Source organism: Pseudomonas sp. ERMR1:02 (assembly GCF_002277815.1).
Classification (GTDB): Bacteria; Pseudomonadota; Gammaproteobacteria; order Pseudomonadales; family Pseudomonadaceae; genus Aquipseudomonas.
The window spans coordinates 1-19,006 of sequence record NZ_NKJI01000037.1 but is presented as its reverse complement, the minus strand read 5'-3'; the positions used below and the strand labels follow the sequence as shown (position 1 = coordinate 19,006).

Annotated in this window: 6 protein-coding genes and 1 pseudogene; 1 reads left to right on the top strand and 6 read right to left on the bottom strand. The window is 62.6% G+C overall.

Going from position 1 to position 19,006, the window contains the following annotated elements; genetic code table 11:
• The first annotated feature begins 201 nt into the window (after positions 1 to 201).
• On the top strand, positions 202 to 2,682 hold the full coding sequence (locus CES87_RS31310; RefSeq protein WP_128609266.1) for a TonB-dependent siderophore receptor: 2,481 nt from the start codon (positions 202 to 204) through the stop codon (positions 2,680 to 2,682).
• Positions 2,683 to 2,863: 181 nt separating this feature from the next.
• Here the strand turns inward: CES87_RS31310 and CES87_RS31300 are convergent.
• From CES87_RS31300 to CES87_RS31285, 6 genes and pseudogenes are all read right to left on the bottom strand, one after another.
• A pseudogene (locus CES87_RS31300) lies at positions 2,864 to 3,171 on the bottom strand (DUF6124 family protein).
• A 470-nt stretch (positions 3,172 to 3,641) separates the two neighbouring features.
• Positions 3,642 to 4,598 (bottom strand): alpha/beta hydrolase, encoded by a 957-nt coding sequence (locus CES87_RS31295; protein WP_128609264.1) that lies wholly within the window; start codon positions 4,596 to 4,598, stop codon positions 3,642 to 3,644.
• Positions 4,599 to 4,714: 116 nt separating this feature from the next.
• On the bottom strand, positions 4,715 to 6,223 hold the full coding sequence (locus CES87_RS34730; protein ID WP_371858289.1) for a thioesterase domain-containing protein: 1,509 nt from the start codon (positions 6,221 to 6,223) through the stop codon (positions 4,715 to 4,717).
• A complete protein-coding gene (locus tag CES87_RS34725) occupies positions 6,187 to 7,521 on the bottom strand; it encodes an AMP-binding protein (protein WP_371858288.1) in 1,335 nt (444 codons plus the stop codon). Before CES87_RS34725 ends, CES87_RS34730 begins: the two co-directional genes overlap by 37 nt.
• Positions 7,488 to 16,466 carry an amino acid adenylation domain-containing protein gene (locus tag CES87_RS31290; protein WP_371858287.1) on the bottom strand — a complete coding sequence of 2,993 codons (8,979 nt, stop codon included), beginning with the start codon at positions 16,464 to 16,466 and terminating at the stop codon, positions 7,488 to 7,490. The genes CES87_RS34725 and CES87_RS31290 overlap by 34 nt, the downstream gene beginning before the upstream one ends.
• Positions 16,466 to 19,006 (bottom strand): non-ribosomal peptide synthetase (locus CES87_RS31285; RefSeq protein WP_128609262.1); only part of this gene is annotated, 2,541 nt, incomplete at its 5' end. The genes CES87_RS31290 and CES87_RS31285, both read right to left, overlap by 1 nt.

Genomic DNA, 19,006 nt, shown 5'->3' with positions numbered 1-19,006 from the left:
GGCTTGCTGGCGAAGACTGCCCATCAATCACCATTGATGGCGCCTGACACAGCGCTTTCGCCAGCAAGCCGGCTCCTACAGAAATCAGATCTTCAAAAGTTTTCCGGTTTCTTTTCCGGTTTCCTGCCAATGCCCCGTCTTAATAATCATTCCTATTAACAAAAACTCTGCACGACACTTTTTCAGGAGCACAGGTAAGTAATGCGATCTCTTCCACGCCCCACACCTCTCGCGCTGGCCGTACAGCGCCTGTCTCTGCATAGAACCCTGTTGACCAGCGTTCTGCTGACCGCCACCTTGCTGGGGAGCTCGATGGCCAATGCAGCACCTGTAAAAGTGAGCATTGCCGTGCAGCCGCTGTCCAGCGCACTGACCGAACTGGGCATGCAGACCAACCTGCAGATTCTGTACAGCCCGGATCAGGTGGCCGGCATCAAGTCCCGCGCCGTGTCCGGTTCGCTTGAGCCTTCCGCGGCCCTGGCCGAGATGCTCAAGGGCACAGGCATTTCGTTCCAGATCAGTGGCAACAGCGTCACGCTGATTTCCGGCGGCTCCTCAAGCCTGCAACTGGGCGCGACCACCATTTCCGGCCAGGCCCTGGGCCTGACCACTGAAGACACCGGTTCCTACACCACTGGCGCCACCACCACCGCCACCAAACTGCCGCTGACTATTCGCGAAACCCCGCAGTCGGTCACCGTGGTCACCCGTCAGCAAATGGACGACCAGGGCGCAAAGAGCGTGGGTGATGTCCTGCGCAATACGCCGGGCGTCACCATGCAAAAGTACGACAGTGACCGCACCGAATTCGCCACCCGTGGCTTTGCCATCACCAACTTTCAATACGATGGCATCAATATCCCCTACGACGGTGTCTACGGTGAAAACCCGAACAACAGCGACGATGCCGCAAGCCTCGATCGCGTCGAAGTCATCAAGGGCGCGACCGGCCTGATGACCGGCGCTGGCGATCCATCCGCCACCGTCAACCTGGTGCGTAAAAAACCGACCAGGGACTTCAAGGCTTCGGTGAGCGCCACCGCCGGTTCCTGGGACAACTACCGCACCGAAGGCGACATTTCCGGCTCGTTGACCGAAACCGGCAACGTGCGCGGCCGTTTCGTCGGTGCCTACCAGGACAAGGATTCGTACATCGATCACTACAGCCAGAAGAAGGACCTGTACTACGGCATTCTCGAAGCCGACCTGACCGACGACACCCTGCTGACCGTGGGTGTCGATAAGTCCAGCGCCACCCCGCGCGGCAGCTCCTGGACCGGTAACTCGCCGTTCTTTTCCGACGGTGGCCGTACCGATTTCTCCCGCAGCTTCAACCCGGGCGCCGACTGGAGCCGTCGTGATTTCGACAGCACCACCTACTTCGCCTCCCTGGAACAAGCACTGGCCAATGACTGGAAACTCAAAGTCAGCCTGGACCAGAAAACCACCGATCACGACACCCTGCTGGCCTCGGCCAGTGGCGGTAACCCGGATCGCACCACCGGCGAAGGCATGTTCTTCTACTGGGGCCACTGGGAAGGCCATCGCGTGCAAAACACGGCTGACGTGAACGTCTCTGGCCCGTTCACCCTGGGCGGTCGCGAGCATGAACTGGTGGCGGGCTTCATGGCCGCCCATTCCCGTCAGACCGGTGCGACTTTCGACTCCACCGCCTTCCAACTGGTGCCGGGCAATATCTTTGACTGGGAAGGCCATATCGCCAAACAGGAGTTCCCGAAAAACGGCAAATACGAGCGCACCCTGAGCCAGAATGGCGCTTACCTGGCCACGCGCCTGCGCCCGACCGACGACCTGTCATTTATCCTCGGCGGCCGTGTAAGCACCTACAAGTACAACGAGGATTACAGCTACTACCCTGGTGCCAACCTCGCCGACACCCACGCCAGCTACAAGGAACACGGCGTCGTCACGCCTTACGCCGGTGTGGTCTATGACCTGGACGATACCTATTCGGTCTACGCCAGCTACACCAGCATCTACCAGCCACAAATCAACAAGGACGCCAGCGGCAAGACCCTGGACCCAGTGGAAGGCAACAGCTACGAGACCGGTCTGAAAGCGGCGTACTTCGAAGGAAAGCTGAACGCCAGTCTGGCTTTTTTCCGCATCGAGCAGGACAACGTTGCTCAGTCGATCGGCACCAATGAGGTTACCGGCGACGGCATTTTCAAAGCCGTCGACGGTGCCACCACCAACGGTGTTGAACTGGAACTGGCCGGCGAACTGGCACAGGACTGGAACATATCGGCCGGCTACACCTACGCCCGTACACGCGACAAGAATGAACAGCGCATCTTCGGCTTCCCGCTGGCCACCACCAAACCGGAACACGTGGTCCGGACCTTCACCACCTACCGCCTGCCCGGCGCGCTGGACCAGTTCACCGTCGGTGGCGGCGTCAGCTGGCAGAGCGCGTTCTACGGCCAGACCTTCAATCCGAGCGTTGATGGCAGTGGTGTGGGCTCCACCGTCAATCTCAAGCAAGGCGGCTACACCCTCGTCGACCTGATGACCCGTTTTCAGTACGACGAACACCTGAGCTTCACCGCCAACGCCTACAACGTCTTCGACAAAAAGTACCTGACGGGCCTGGGCAACTTCGGCACCACCTTCTACGGCGAGCCGCGTAACCTGACACTCACGGCGAAGTACGACTTCTGAGTCGCTTAAACTGAAATGAAAAATGCCCGTATCGTGAGATGCGGGCATTTTTTTGTCTGTAGATCGTTCCCACGCTCCGCGTGGGAATGCAGCCCGGGACGCTCTGCGTCCCATCCAGAGCCGAACGCAGAGCGTCCGTTGATGCATTCCCACGCAGAGCGTGGGAACGATCTGGTGGTGGCTATTCCGGCGGATCAATCCGATCCAGCGCCCGGTTCACTGCCAGCTCACTCAACATGATGACCTGGGCAATCCCCAACAGCGTATTACGACTTTTCCCCTCCGTCCGATCCGCCAGATCCATGGTCATGACATTGGCCGAGGCCAAAGACTCACAGGCATGGGCCAGCAGGGTTTCGGTATCGAGGTCGGGGTTGACGATGAAGGTCGTGTCGAGTGTGCGGGGGTGGCCTGGATGTCGGCGTAGGAAGGGATGCGTTCGGACGTTGCCGGATCGGTTTCCGGCGGATTGGGTGACGGTTTGACCATATGCTGATTACTCCTGAATGGAGCCGCCAACGCTTCTCTACTAAAAGAAGGGTGGCGGCTGGACACAGGTTAGTAGACCGGGGAGATCAGCATTTACCGGCGCGCCGAAGCGCCCTGCGCCAGCCACCATCAAGACCAGGGATGGGATACCTGATTGACAGAGCCTGTGCACCTTACTGATCACACCACGGGCTACTAAACCCGATCACTGACAATCAGTGACGCGAATCAAGTTACCGAGCAGCCCCAAGGCGCGCAAGCCGGCGGATTCTGGCGTAACCGTAGGCAACGACGCAAGATGCTGTGGCTTTCATCAAGTAACCATGAAGACTTTTAAACAAACGCAATTGATCGTTCCCACGCTCCGCGTGGGAATGCAGCCCGGGACGCTCCGCGTCCCATCCAGAGCCGAACGCGGAGCGTCCGTTGAGGCATTCCCACGCAGAGCGTGGGAACGATCTGACATGAACTTACAACTTTGACCGCACCCACCCCGCCACTTCCCGATGAATCCCTTCCACCTCACCCAACAACCCCGCCATGCGCAAAAAGTCATGGGTCATGCCCGGTTGCTCCAGCAACGTCACCTCGTTCCCCGCCGCCCGTAGACGCTCGGCATAGGCCAGCCCTTCGTCATGCAGTGGGTCATACCCCGCGAGGTACACCAGCGCCGGTGCCATGCCTGACAGATCGTTGGCCAGCAGCGGCGAGCAGCGCCAGTCGGCGAGGTCTTGGGGCGTGCGGGCGTAGTGGCTGTAGAACCAGTCGAGGGTCGGGGTTTCCAGCAGGTAGCCTTCGGCGAAATCCCGGTGGGAGGCGCGGTGGGTGGTGGCGTCGGTGACTGGGTAGACCAGCAATTGGGCCTTGGGTTTGAGCGCCAGTTCTTCGGGTTGGCGCACGGCGATCAGCGACAGCACGGTGGCCAGGGTTGCGCCAACGCTGTCACCGGCCACGGCGACCCGGTTGGCGTCCAGGCCGTGGGCCGCGCCTTCGCGTACCAGCCAGTTGCCGGCGTCGCAGGCGTCTTGTACAGGGGTTGGGAATCGCCATTCCGGCGCCAGTCGATAGTCCACGGTCAGCAGGGCAAAACCACCCTGTGCCGCGAAGCGCCGACAGAGCGCGTCGTGGGAATCGAGGCTGCCGACTACGTAGCCGCCGCCGTGGAAGTAGAGGATGACCGGTTGCAATCCGGTCGCCGCTTGCCCGTCGCGATACAGGCGTGCCGGGAGGCTGTGGCCGTCGCGGGCGGCGATGGTGAAGTTTTCGCAAGCGATATTGTCCAGCGGCACGTCGAGAAAACCTGAGGACGCTTCGAAGTCGATCCGCGCCTGTTGCGGGGTTTGTTCGTGCATCGGGCGACTTTTGCCGGTCAGGCGGCCGAATTCGGCGAGTTCGAGGAAGGCTTCTAGTTCTGGCAGTACGGGCATGGGGAGAATCCTTCAAATCAATAGGCGAGAATAAGACCTGTAGGAGCGAGGCTTGCCCGCGAAGGCGATTTCAAGGACGCCTTCGCGGGCAAGCCTCGCTCCTACAAGGATGGCGGTTATGCAGTGGCCAAGCGGCGTTCCAGCAGGTCTTCCAGCTCATCGAGTAACTCATCACCGCGCAGCAGCTCGTAGTGCCCACCCGCCAACAACCGATCCACACCGTGATGGCCAACCTGCGCCTCGAACACCCGACGTTCATCCTCGCGCCCGGCCACCCACCAGCGATGCGCCCCGACTTGAACCTTCGGTAAATGCCGTTGCGCCAGGGCCAGTTGCTTGAGCGACGAACCAGTGGCGAAGATTTGCGTGAGTTCACTGGCGCCCAAAGCTGCATGGCCATTGGAACCGTGCATGGCCGCTTCGATCACCGCTGCGGCGCCTTCGCGTTCGTTCAGGCCGGCGGCCTTCAGCGCAATCAGCGTCTGTGCTTTTTCAGACGGTTGACCAAGGACAAACTTCAGGAAATCCGCCAAATCTTCTCGCCAGTCCCTCGCCTGCGCCGTGCCCGCCACGTAACTGTCGACCAGCCCGGCAAACGCAACCGCCTGCCCTTGAGCCTCCAGTTCATGGGCCACCAGTTGCGTCAACGCGCCACCCAACGACCAACCCAACAGGTAATACGGACCTTCAGCCTGCTGTGCACGAATCCGCTGCGTATACGCCTGAGCCATCGCCAGCAGCGAAGCATCCTGCCATTGCGGATCGAGCAGCATCCGGCATTGCAGGCCGTATACGGTGCGCCGTCCTTCCAGACGACGCGCCAGCGGTTCGTAGTCGAACACCGTGCCGAAACCGGCGTGCAGGCAGAACAGCGCCGGTACGTTCGCCATCCGGCCATTCAACGCCAGCAAAGGGTCCGGCGCGTTCGCGGGCTCGGCAGGCTGATAGCCGCTGAGTTCGGCGATGCAAGGTTTTTGCATCAAGTCCCGCAGCTTCAATTCAAAGCCCAGGTGCGGCTGGCTGCGCACCCGCGAGATGACCTTGAGCACCTGCAACGAATCGCCACCGAGTTCGAAGAAGTTGTCGTCGATGCCCACTTGCGGCACGCCGAGCACTTCTTGCCAGATTGCGGTCAGCACCGTTTCCAGTTCGTTGCGCGGGGCGCGATAACCGCCGATGGCCCATTCCGGCTCCGGCAATGCGCGACGATCGAGCTTGCCATTGGCCGACAGCGGGAAGCGTTCCATCACCATGATCCGCGCCGGCACCATGTAGTCCGGCAGCTGCGTTTGCAGCTCGACCTTCAAGCGACGGTCCAGCCCCGCCGCGCCCGTGGCCACCACATAACCCACAAGCTGCTTGCCGGTCGGCGTGTCGTGCACCACCACCGCAGCATCCTGCACCCCGGCCCAGTCGCGCAGACGGGCTTCGATCTCGCCCAATTCGATGCGGAAACCGCGGATTTTCACTTGCTGGTCGAGTCGGCCGAGGTAGTCGATCAGGCCGCACTCACGCTGGCGCACCAGGTCACCGGTGCGGTACATGCGACCACCGGCTTCGAACGGGTCGGGGATGAAACGCTCGGCGCTCATGCCCGGACGCTGGTGATAACCCGGGCCAGGCATTCGCCGCCCAGGTACAACTCACCGCTGACGCCCACCGGCAATGGATTGAGATCGGCATCGAGGATGTACAAGCCACGACCCGCGACCCCACGGCCAATCGGCGCATAAGCCGCCTCGCAGCTTTCGCTGGCCTCGGCACGCCACAGCAGCGGGGTGACCACGGTTTCGGTCGGGCCGTAGCCGTTGACCAGACGCTGCGGACGCAACGCCCGCTTGACCTGCTCGAAGCTGGCATCCGGCACCGCGTCACCGCCAAAGCAATACACCTGCACCGCCGGCGGATTGCCCAAACGTTCGGCCACTTCGGCCATCTGTTGCAAGTACGCCGGCGGGAAGCAGGCCACGGTGACGCTGTGGCGATGCAACACCTCCAGGGTTTGCTCCGGGGTCCACAGACTGTCGTCGCGAATCACCAGGCTGCCACCGGCCAACAGCACGCTGAGCCAACGCTCCTGCGCACCGTCGAAGGCGAACGACATAAAGTGCAGTTCGCGACTGGCCGGGGCCAGTTCGTAGAGGTCGATGATGCCGCGGCAATGCCGGGCAATCGGTCCTCGAGCCACGGCCACGCCTTTGGGTTGACCGGTGGAACCGGAGGTGTAGATCAGGTACGCGAGGTGCCCTGGCAGCGGCGTGGAAACCGGGCACCCGGCGTTGTCGGCAACGGTCAGCTGATCGAGCAACAGACGCGGCGGGCTGTCCGCCAGCGGCAAGCGCTCACCCAGATCACTGTCGCAGAGCAACAGGCTGGCGGCCGAATCGTTGAGCATGTAGGTCAGTCGCTCAGCCGGGTAGGCGAGATCCAGCGGCAGATACGCCGCACCGACTTTAAGCACCGCGAGGAACGCCACGATGGTGCGCTCGGAACGCGGCAACGCTACGGCCACCAGACTTTCCGCACCGATACCACGAGCGATCAGCTGCTGCGCCAGACCATTGGTCCGGGCCTCAAGCTGTGCATAACTGACTTCGCGATCCTCACAGAACAAGGCGACTTTTTCCGGCTGCGCAAGCACATGCCGGTTGAAGCTGTGCAGCAAATCCGCCTGATCGCCAGACGCCTGCGGCAAGCTCAAACGCGCCTGCGGCAAACCAATGTTGCCCAACAGACAATCCGCATCCTCAGGCAACGCCCGCAACAAACCTTCAAGCTGCGCACGAATCCGCTGCACTTCCACATCGCTGAAGCGATCACGCAGATACAGGTATTCGACTTCCAGACCTTCGTCGTTGGCGCTGACCATCAAGTCCATCGGGAAGTTAGTCACGCCACCGCTGCCGACTTCGGCAAAGCGCAACTCGCCTTCCTCGCCCCTTTCAAGGCACGGTCCACCGGATGGTTTTCAAAGACGATGATGCTGTCGAACAAGCCCTGGCCGCCCTGCCCCGCCCAGCGCTGGATGTCCGACAGCGGCGTGTGTTCGTAGTCGCGCACGCTCAGGTTGTAATCCTGCAGCTCACGCAGCCACTCGCCCAGCGGCTGTAGCGGGTCGAGGGTCTGGATCACCGGCAAGGTGTTGATGAACAGCCCGAGCATTTCCTGTGCACCGGCAAGTCCCGTCGGACGCCCCGCCACCGTGGCCCCGAACGCCACACTGCGTAAACCGCTGTGGCGTTGCAGCAGCAATAGCCAGGCGCCTTGAACCAGCGTGTTCAACGTAACTCGCTGACGCTTGGCAAAGTTGTGCAGCTTGCGCGTTGCCACGGCGTCGAGGTCGCTGTACATCACGCCGTGGCCTACACCAGCGGCACCGGAAGCCTTGGCCAGAATGGTCGGTGCTTCCAGCAATGCCAGGCGCTCGCGCCAGAACCCTTCGGCTTGCGCGCCGTCCTGACGTTGCAGCCACGCGATGTAGTCAGCGTAACGACCGGTCAGCGCCGGCAGGCTGTCGTGGTGATACAGGCGCAGCATGTCGCCCAACAGGCGCGATGCACTCCAGCCGTCGAGCAACAGGTGATGGTAGATCCAGATCATCTGGTAACGGTCTTCACCCAGACGCACCAGGATGAAACGCATCAGCGGCGGACAGCTCAGGTCGAAGCCCTTGGCCTGCTCGGCGGCTGCCAGATCATTCAAGGCCTGCTCGGTGTCACTTCGCTCACGCCAGTCGAGTTCTTCGATCGGCAACTCGACCTCGGCGAACACCGCTTGCAGCGGATCGGCCAAACCATCGCGCCAGCGGAACGCCGCACGCAGCACCTCGTGACGCTCGATCAACGCCTGCCAGGCCGCACGGAAACGCGGCACCTGCAAGCCGTCCACCTGCACGCTCAACTGGTTGACGTAAGGGTTGAGCTCCGGCGAATCGAGGCAGTGGAACAACATGCCCTGCTGCATCGGCGACAGTGGATACAGGTCTTGCAGACCTTCGCGGGCGGCTACGTCGATGTGCGGCGCCAGCGCAAAGGCTTCGACCTTCGGCACCTCGACCAGCGCGGTTTCACGGCTGCTGGCGACGGCTGCAAGCGCACGAATGGTCTGCTGCTCGAACAGTTGCTTGGGACTGAACACCAGCCCGCGTTGACCGGCGCGACTCACCGCTTGCAGCGAAATGATTGAATCACCGCCCAGTTCGAAGAAGTTCTCGGTGACGCCCACCGAATCCAGACCGAGCAGTTCCTGCCAGATCTCCACCAACAGCGTTTCGGCCGGCGACGCGGCGGCTACCTGATCCTGACTCTGACGAGTCGCCTCAGGCGCCGGCAGCCCTTGTCGATCCAGCTTGCCGTTAGGCGTAAGCGGCAACGCGGCCAGGCACATCAGATGTGCTGGCAGCATGTGCGCCGGCAGACGGCTGCGCAGGTGCGCCGTCAACGCGTCACGCAGGTCCTGCTCATCGGCGAGTGGATCGCGCGGCACCACATAACCGACCAATTGGCGGCTCACCGGGCCTTCGCGATCGATCACAAAGGCTTCACGCACGCCTTGGTGTTCCATCAGGCAGGCTTCGATTTCGCCGAGTTCGATACGGAAGCCGCGAATCTTCACTTGCTGGTCGATGCGACCGAGGTACTCAACCACACCGTCGGCACGGAACCGCGCGAGGTCACCACTGCGATACAGGCGCGCGCCCGGCACAAACGGGTCCGGCACGAAGCGTTCGGCGGTCAGGTCAGGGCGTTGATGGTAACCACGAGCAACACCCTCGCCGCCCAGATACAACTCGCCCGCCACGCCGACCGGCAACGGCTGCAAGCCTGCGTCCAGAATATAGGCGCTGCGGTTGCCGACCGGCCTACCGATGGGCATGAAGGCCGAGTCGAATTCGGTGTCCGGATACGCCCGCCAGATCAGCGGCGTGATCACTGTTTCGGTGGGGCCATAGCCGTTGATCAGGCGCTTGGGTTGCAGGACTTGCTGGACCTCATCGAACACATGCTTGGCCATGCCTTCACCGCACGGGGTATAGGAACGGATCGGCAGATTTCGCCCCGCTTCGCCCATGAAGTCGGCGATCTGCGCCAGATAGGTCGGGGTGAAACAGGCAATGGTGATGCCGTGCTTTTCGATCTCGGCGCAGGTGCGCTCCACGCTCCACAACTCGTCATCGCGGGGCATCACGGCCGAACCGAACACCAGCGGCGTCAGCCAGCGTTCGTGGGCACCGTCGAAGCTGATCGAGGCAAATTGCAGTTCGCGGTCCTCCGGGGTCATGCCGTACAACTCGCCGATCGACAGGCAATGCATGGCCAGCGGACCGTGGGCCACGCTGACACCTTTGGGCCGGCCGGTGGAGCCCGAGGTGTAGATCAGGTACGCGAGGTTCTCGCCGCAGGTCAGGTTGAGCGGGTTGGTGTCAGCCATGAACTCCAACGGTTCGCGGTCGATTTCCAGCACCGACAGGCCTTGCGGCAACGGAAGTTTTTCGCGCAGCCACGATTGGCTGATCAGCAGCGAAATCCCGCTGTCTTCCATCAGGTAACGCAGGCGCTCGGCCGGGTACGCCGGGTCCAGCGGGACGTAGGCGCCGCCAGCCTTGAGGATCGCCAGCAAGCCGATGATCATTTCCGGCGAACGCTGCATCGCCAGGCCGACGCGCACTTCCGGGCCAATGCCCAGTGCGCGCAGGCGATGGGCCAAACGGTTAGCGCGACGGTTGAGTGGGTCGAAGCTCAGTTCCAGGTCGTTGAAAATCAACGCCGTGGCGTCCGGGCGAATGACGGCCTGGGCCTCGATCAACTGATGCACGCACAGCGGGTTTTGCGCGGCGGTGAACGCCGGGTTCCACTCGACCAACTGTTGCGCACGCTCCGGCGCGGTCAGCAGGTCCAGTTCACTTAACGCCGCCTGTGGCGCTGCGACCATCGCCGCCAGCAGCGCGGCCAGATGCTCGCTCATGCGCACAATCGCATCGCTGCTGAAGTGGCTGCACTGGTAGCTCCAGTTCAGGCTGAGCTGGCTTTCGGCGGTGGCTGCAATCGTCAGCGGGAAGTTGGTGCGTTCGTGGTTCTGCGGGATCGAAAAGCTCAGCCCGGCCGGCGCGCCCTGTTGCAGCGCTTCGGCCACCGGGAAGTTTTCGAACACCAGCAGGCTGTCGAACAGCGGCTCGCCGGCACGCCCGGCCCAGCGCTGAATGTCGCCCAGTGCGGTGAATTCGTGCTCGCGCAATTCCAGGTTCTGAGCCTGTAAACGATTCAGCCACCGCTCGACGCTTTCCACCGCGTCCGGGCTGCTGATCACCGGCAGGGTGTTGATGAACAGCCCGAGCTGGCTTTCGGCCCCCGGCAAATCCACCGGGCGCCCCGCCACTGTCGCGCCGAACGCCACGCTGCGTTGGCCGCTGTAGCGTTGCAGCAGCAGCGCCCAGGCGCCTTGCACGAGGGTGTTGAGGGTGACTTTCTGCTGACGGGCAAAGTCGCTGAAGCGTTTGCTGGTGGCGACGTCGAAGGTCTGGCGATGGTCGGCGAATGCGCTGTCAGACGCATTGTTGAGGCCCAGACTCTGGGCCAGCAACGTCGGGTTGTCGAGGGTCGCCAGTTGCCCGCGCCAGAACAGCTCGTCGGCCTCGGCATCCTGACGTTGCAGCCAGCCGATGTAGTCGGCGAAACGCCCGGTGGGCGCCTGCACGTCTTGCCCGGCATAACGCTGTAGCACTTCGCTCAACAGCAGCGAATTGCTCCAGCCATCGAGCAACAGATGATGGTGGGTGTAGATCAGTTGCTGACGCTCGTCGTCCAGCCGCACCAGGGTCAGACGCATCAGCGGTGCCTTGGTGCAATCAAGTTGCAGGCGCTCGCTGTCGATCAGTTGCGCCAGCGCTTTGTCCTGATCCGCGCGGCCACGCCAATCGAGGCAGGTCATCGGCAACTGCACATGACGGTGCACCAGTTGCACCGGCGCCTCAAAGCCTTCGGGGAAGTGAAAACTGCTGCGCAGGATCGCGTGGCTGTCGAGCACCGCTTGCCAGGCGTGGCCCAGGCGGTCGGCATCAAGGCCTTGGGCTTCGACGCTAAGCTGATTCACATAGGCGCCGGATTCGGCTTCATACAGGCTGTGGAACAACAGACCGGCCTGCATTGGCGACAGCGGATACAGGTCCTCGATCTGCGCAGGCTTCACCGGCAGGCCATCGAGCTGGGCCTGGCTCAAGCGCGCCAGCGGGAAGTCCGCCGGGGTCACGCCGCCTGCGCCGTCGCTCAGGCAGTGGTCGATCAGTGCTAGCAACTCGCTGCGAAAATCTGCGGCCAGAACTTCGATCTCGCGGCGGTCGAAGCATTCGCGGCTGAAGGTCCAGTCCAGTTTCAATTCACCGCCATAGACCTGACCGTCCACCGAAAGCCAGTTAGGTAGCGGTGCGTCAGCCGATTGCGCGGCGCCGCTGGATTCCTTCGCCGGAGTGAACAGTGCGTCCTCGGCAAAGCTCTGGTCGAACTGGCCGAGGTAGTTAAAGGTGACTCGCGCTTGCGGCAATGCGGCCAGCGCCGCTTGGGCCGTGGTATCGCCCATGTAGCGTAACAAGCCATAGCCCAGACCTTTGCCGGGAATTTCGCGCAGTTGCTGTTTGATTGCCTTGATCGAACCGCCGAGGTCTGCAACCGGGGTCAGGCGCACCGGGAACAGGCTGGAGAACCAGCCGACGGTGCGGGTCAGATCGATGTCATCGAACAGCTCTTCGCGGCCATGGCCTTCGAGCTGGATCAACGCCGATTTATCACCCGTCCAGCGACTAAGCGTGCGAGCCAGTGCGGTCAGCAGAAGGTCGTTGACTTGGGTGCGATAGATCGCCGGCGCCTGTTGCAGCAACTGGCGGGTTTGTTCGCGATCCAGTCCGATGCTGACGCCTTGGCGCAGATGCCCGGCCTGACTGGCCCGCACATTGGCCGCTGGCAGCGAGTCACTGGCACCGGCCAAATGATCCTGCCACCAGCTCAATTCATTAATGGCCGTTTCGGACTTCGCATAAGCATCGAGATTGTCGGCCCAGGCCTGGAAGGCACTGGTCTTTGGCGGCAATTCTTGCCCTTGATACGCAGCCTGCAAATCCTCCAGCAATACCCGCCAGGACACACCGTCCACGGCCAGGTGATGGATCACCAGCAGCAGCCGTTGCGCACCATCGGCCTGGGCGATCAACGCCACCCGCAGCAGCGGTCCGTCCTGCAGGCTGAGGCTGCGCTGGGCTTCATCGCACACTGACTCCAGCGAGGCATCGCTGGCCACGCGAGCGGTCCAGAGCATGTCAATCACGTCGGCACTGTCGGCGCCGACATAACGGGCCGACCATTGGCTGTCGACCTGACTGAAGCGCAAACGCAGCGCGTCGTGCTGCTTGAGCACCCGTTGCAAGGCGCCTTGCAGACGCGGCAGGTCGAGGGTTTCCCGTGGCGTCAGCAAAACCGCCTGGTTCCAATGGGCGCGTTGCGGGATCGGCTCCTCGAAGAACCAGCGCTGAATCGGCATGAGCTTTTGCACACCGTCCACCGGACCTTGTTGCGCAATCGGTGCGGCCTGTTGTTTCACTACGGCGGCCAACGCGTGCAGGGTTTGCTGCTGGAACAAGTCGCGCGGTTGCAGGCTCAGGCCGGCACGACGGGCGCGGCTGACCACCTGAATCGAGATGATCGAGTCGCCGCCCAGTTCGAAGAAGTTGTCCTGACGGCCCACCTGCTCCACGCCCAACACGTCCTGCCAGATCTGCGCCAGCACTTGTTCATGTGCGCTGCGTGGTGCTTCGAAGGCGCGCTGGCTGACCTGTGCGGTCGGTGCCGGCAGGCGTTTGCGATCCAGTTTGCCGTTGGGACTCAGGGGCATCTGTTCGATCAGCACGGTCTGTGCCGGCACCATGTAATCCGGCAGGCTGCCGAGCAGATGGCTCTTGAGGGTTTCGCGCCAGACGCCTTGATGCTCGGCATCGGCGCCAACCAGGCCGCGATCCTGCGGCACGATGTAGGCCACCAGTTGCTTGCCGCTCGGGCTGTCGAGGGCCAGCACCACGGCTTCCTGCACCTCGGCATGTTCTTGCAGACGCGCTTCGATTTCCCCCAGCTCGATGCGCAGGCCGCGAATTTTCACTTGATGGTCGATGCGCCCGCAGTAGTCGATGGCGCCGTCGGCGCGGTAGCGCGCCAGGTCACCGGTGCGGTACAGGCGCTCGCCGCTGCCGAACGGATCGACCACGAAACGCTCGGCGGTCAGTGCGCCACGACGGTGGTAACCGCGAGCCAGGCCGACACCGCCGAGGTACAACTCGCCCACCGCGCCCAGTGGCAAGGGTTGCAGTTCGCTGTCGAGGATGCAGGTGCGCAGGTTGGCAATCGGCCGGCCGATCGGCACGCTGTCGCGGCCCTCTTCGACGCAGGTCCAGTGGGTCACGTCGATGGCCGCTTCGGTCGGGCCATACAGGTTGTACAGATTGGCTTGCGGCAGCGCGCGCAAGGTCTGGCGTTGCAACTCCATCGGCAACGCTTCGCCGCTGCAAATGATGCGGATCAGGGAAGTGCAGGTCAGCGCTTCGTCGGCACCGATAAAAGCCGAGAGCATCGAGGGCACGAAGTGCAGCGTGGTGATCGCCTGCTCGACGATCAATGCAGCGAGGCGTTGCGGATCGCGATGTTCGCCGGGGGCGGCGATGACCAGCGTGGCGCCTTTCATCAGCGGCCAGAAAAACTCCCACACCGACACGTCGAAACTGAATGGGGTCTTTTGCAGCACGCGGTCGGTCGGCAGCAAATTGTAGGCAGCCTGCATCCACTCCAGGCGGTTGTGCAGCGCGATGTGGCGGTTGCCGGCGCCTTTGGGTTTGCCGGTGGAGCCTGAGGTGTAAATCATGTAGGCGAGGTTTTCGGCGACCGCCAGATTGATTGGATCAGTGCCCGGCAGATCGCTTAGCCAAACGGCGTCATTTTGCAGGCACAGAGTGCTCAGGCTGTCCGGGGTCGGCAATTGCGCCAGCAGATGCTCCTGGGTCAGCAACAGCGAAATGCCGCTGTCTTCGATCATGTAGCTCAGGCGATCCAACGGGTATTCCGGGTCCAGCGGTACATAGGCGCCACCGGCCTTGAGAATTGCCAGCAGGCCGATGACCATTTCGAAGGAGCGGTCGCAGGCAATCCCGACGATCACTTCCGGGCCGACACCTTGTAAGCGCAGGTGATGAGCCAGGCGATTGGCGCGCAGGTTCAGTTCGGCGTAGCTCAAGGATTGGCCCTGGAATACCAGCGCGGTGGCCTCGGGGTTTTCAATCACCCGCTCTTCGAAATGCCGCTGTACGCAGACTTCGCCGGGATAGTTCGTGGCGGTGTCGTTGAGATCGTCGAGGATGCGCAGGCGCTCGTCGGCGTCCAGCAGCGGCAATTCCGCCAGTGGGGTTTGCGGGTTGGCCAGGACACCGGCCAACAAATTTCGCCAATGCCGCGCCAGATTTTCGATGCGCTCGGCGTCGAACAGATCGGTGGCGTAGGTCAGGCTGGCGAACAGTTTGTCGCCCACTTCCTGGGTGTCCAGTTGCAGGTCGAACTGGGTGGTGTGCGCGGTGGCATTCAGCGCTTCGACGCGCAGGCCCGCGAGCAAACCGCTGACCGACGCAGGCTGTGCTTGCTGGTGGTTGAACATCACCTGGAACAGCGGGCTGTGGCTCAGGCTGCGCTCGCCTTGCAGCGCCTGCACCAGACGCTCGAACGGCAAGTCCTGATAGTCCTGTGCATCCAGCGATGTGGCGCGGGATTGTTCCAGCAGCTTGTTAAAAGGAAGCCGTCCGTCGAGTTCAGCGCGCATCACCTGGGTGTTGACGAAGAAGCCGATCAGACCACGGGTTTCCGTGCGATTGCGGTTGCCAATCGGCACGCCGATGCGCAGGTCGGACTGGCCGCTGTAGCGATAAAGCAAGGCCTGGAAACTCGCCAGCAACAGCATGAACGGCGTGACGCCGCGCTGTTTGGCCAGACTCATCAAACCGCTGGCGAGAGCGCTATCGAGGGCGAAATCCAGACGCGCCCCCTGCTGGCTCGGTTGCGCCGGGCGCGGGCGGTCGGTGGGCAGTTCCAGTAGTGGTTGTTCGTTGCCGAGCTTTTCCCGCCACCAGTTCAGCTGACGTTCCAGCTCCCCCGCCTCCATCCAGCGACGCTGCCATGCGGCATAGTCCGAGTACTGGATCGACAGCGTTTCCAACAACGCGTTTTGCCCCTGGCAATGGGCGGCGTATAGGCGGGAAAACTCTTCGACCAACACACCCATCGACCAGCCATCGGTGACGATGTGGTGCAGGGTCAGCACCAGCATATGATCCTCGGTGTCCAGCTGCAGCAGGCTGACGCGCAACAGCGGGCCCTGTTGCAGATCGAATGGCCGGGCGATTTCTTCCTCGACTTTTTTCATCGCCGATTCAAGGCGCTGCGCCTCGGACTCAGCGCGCAAATCGTGCTGTTGGATAGGCAACGTGGTGAAGGTCGCCAGCGCTTGCATCACCTCACCGTCGTCCTCGACAAAACGGCTGCGCAAGCTCTGGTGACGCTCCAGCAGCACGTCGAAGCTGTGTTGCAGCGCCCCGATGTTCAGCGGACCGTGCAGACGCAAAGCGGCAGGAATGTTGTAGGCGCTGCTCTGCGGGTCGAGCTGCCAGAGAAACCATTGGCGTTGCTGTGCGTAGGACAGCTCAAAGGTCGCTTGTGGCTCGGCCGCGGGCGGAATCGGCAGTTGGCCGAAACTCACGCCCTGCTCTTGCATGCGTTGCAGAAACTCGCGGCGCTTGTCCGCAGGCAGGCCGGCAAAGCGGGTGGCGATACGCGAGGCAGTGCTGTGTTCCATCAATTGAACTCCATCTCGTCGAGAAGCGACTCAAGCGCATCCAGACGTGCATCGTTGTCAGTCGGGGCGTGTTGCAAGGCGTTGGCGGCATAAGCCTGAAGGTCGTTGGTTTCGAACAGCGCGCGCAGCGGCAGCTCGATGCCCAGTTCCAGCTCCACGCGGGCACTGACCTGAGCGGCGAGCAGTGAATGCCCGCCCAATTCGAAGAAATTGTCGCGGCGGCCGATCTGCGCCACACCCAGTACGCTGGCCCAAATCGCCGCCAGTTGCTGTTCGAGGTCGCCTTCGGGGGCTTCGAACGGTCGCTGCCAGTCCTCGGCGTCGGGCAGCGGGAAGGCCTTACGGTCAAGCTTGCCGTTGCTGGTCAGCGGCAAGGCATCGAGCAGCAGCCAGTGGCTCGGCACCATGTAATCCGGCAGGTCGACCTTGAGCGCGGCGCGCAGGTTGTCGCGCCAGGCAATCGGGTCGTGCGGGGTGTGTTCGGCAACGACGTAGGCGCACAGCTGCGGTCCGCCGTCACCGCTATGCACACTCAGTGCCGCCTGGCGCACACCCGGTTGCGCCAGCAATGCGGCTTCGATCTCGCCCAGTTCGATGCGGAAACCACGGATCTTCACTTGCTGGTCGATGCGGCCCAAGTAATCGATGCTGCCGTCGGCACGCTGGCGTGCCAGGTCACCGCTGCGATAGAGGCGCTGGGAAGCGTCGAACGGGCTCGGCACAAAACGCTCGGCGGTCAGACCGAAACGACCGTGATAACCCCGCGCCAGACCCGCGCCGGCGATGTACAACTCGCCCGCCACGCCCACCGGCACCGGTTGCAACTGACTGTCGAGCAAGTACCAGCGCAGGTCGCGGATCGGCAGGCCGATCGGACTCTGCGGCTTGCCGTCGAGGTCCGCCAGACGGATCGCGCGGTAGGTCACGTGCACCGTGGTTTCGGTGATGCCGTACATATTCACCAGCGTCGTTTGCTGGTCGCCGAAGCGCTCGAACCATGGCCGCAGGCTCGCCACTTCCAGTGCTTCGCCGCCGAAAATCACCTGACGCAATGCCAGCTCTCGCGGGCTGGCGCAGGCAATCGGCAACAATTGGCGGAACGCGGTCGGGGTCTGGTTCAACACCGTCACGCCTTCATCGCAGAGCAAGCGGTGGAACTCTTGCGGCTCGCGGCTGATGTAATACGGCACGATCACCAGACGTGCGCCGGTACACAGCGACCCGAACAGCTCCCACACCGAGAAATCGAAGGCGTAGGAGTGGAATAGGGTCCAGACGTCGTCCGCGCCGAAGTTGAATTCGGCCGCAGTGGCCGTTAGCAGGCGCCCGACGTTGCCGTGGCTGAGCAACGCGCCTTTTGGCCGCCCGGTGGAGCCGGAGGTGTAGATCACGTAGGCGAGGTTGGCCGGGGTTGCCAGCGGCGGCAGGTTGTCGCTGCTGTAGGCGTCCAGTTGCAACGACGTGAGGTCCAGCACTTGCACGCCTTCGCGGGCCGGCAAGCCGTCGATCAAATGCTCCTGGGTCAACAGCAGCGCGATGCCGCTGTCTTCGATCATGTAGCTCAGGCGTTCGGCCGGGTATTGCGGGTCCAGCGGCACATAGGCACCACCGGCCTTGAGAATCGCCAGCAAGCCGACTACCAGCGGCATTGCCCGTTCGGTGGCGATGCCCACGCGCACCTCCGGACCGACGCCCTGCTCGCGCAGTTTGCGCGCCAGTCGGTTGGCCTGGCCGTTGAGTGCGGTGTAAGTCAAATGCTCGCCTTCGTACACCAGTGCGATGGCGTCCGGCCGTTGTTCTGCTTGAGCCTCGAACAACTGATACAAGGTTGGCGATAGCGGTTGCGCCTGGAACGCAGGGTTCCAGTGCCGGATCAACTGGTCGTATTGCGGCGCTTGCAGCAACGGCAGTTCAGCGACGCGCTGCTGCGGATCGGCGACTACCGCACGCAGCAGGTTCAGCCATTGTTCGGCCAGTCGCTGCATCGACGCTTCGTCGTACAGATCGGTGGCGTAGCTCAGGCTGGCGTCCAGCTCATCACCCTGCTCCTGAGTGTCGAGTACCAGATCGAATTGCGCGGTGTGCTGCTGCCAGTGCAGGCGTTCGACCTGCAAGTCGGCCACGCTGCGTTCGACGCTGGCGCCCAGTTTTTGCTGATGGTTGTAGAGCACCTGGAACAACGGGCTGTGATTGAGGCTGCGGTCAGGCTGCAAGGCATCGACCAGTTGCTCGAATGGCAAGTCCTGATGAGCCTGTGCGGCCAATGCCGTCTGCTTGACCTGTTGCAGCAACGCGCTGAACGGTTGCTGCCCATCGATCTCGGCGCGCAGCACCTGGGTGTTGATGAAGAAGCCGATCAGGCCTTCGGTTTCGAGGCGAGAACGCCCGGCACTCGGCACGCCGACATTGATGCCCGACTGCCCACTCTGGCGGTGCAGCAAGGTCTGGAAACTCGCCAGCAACAGCATGAACAGCGTCACTTGCTGTTCTTGCGCACGCTGGCGCAGACCGGCGAGCAAGTCGCGATCAACCTGCAACAG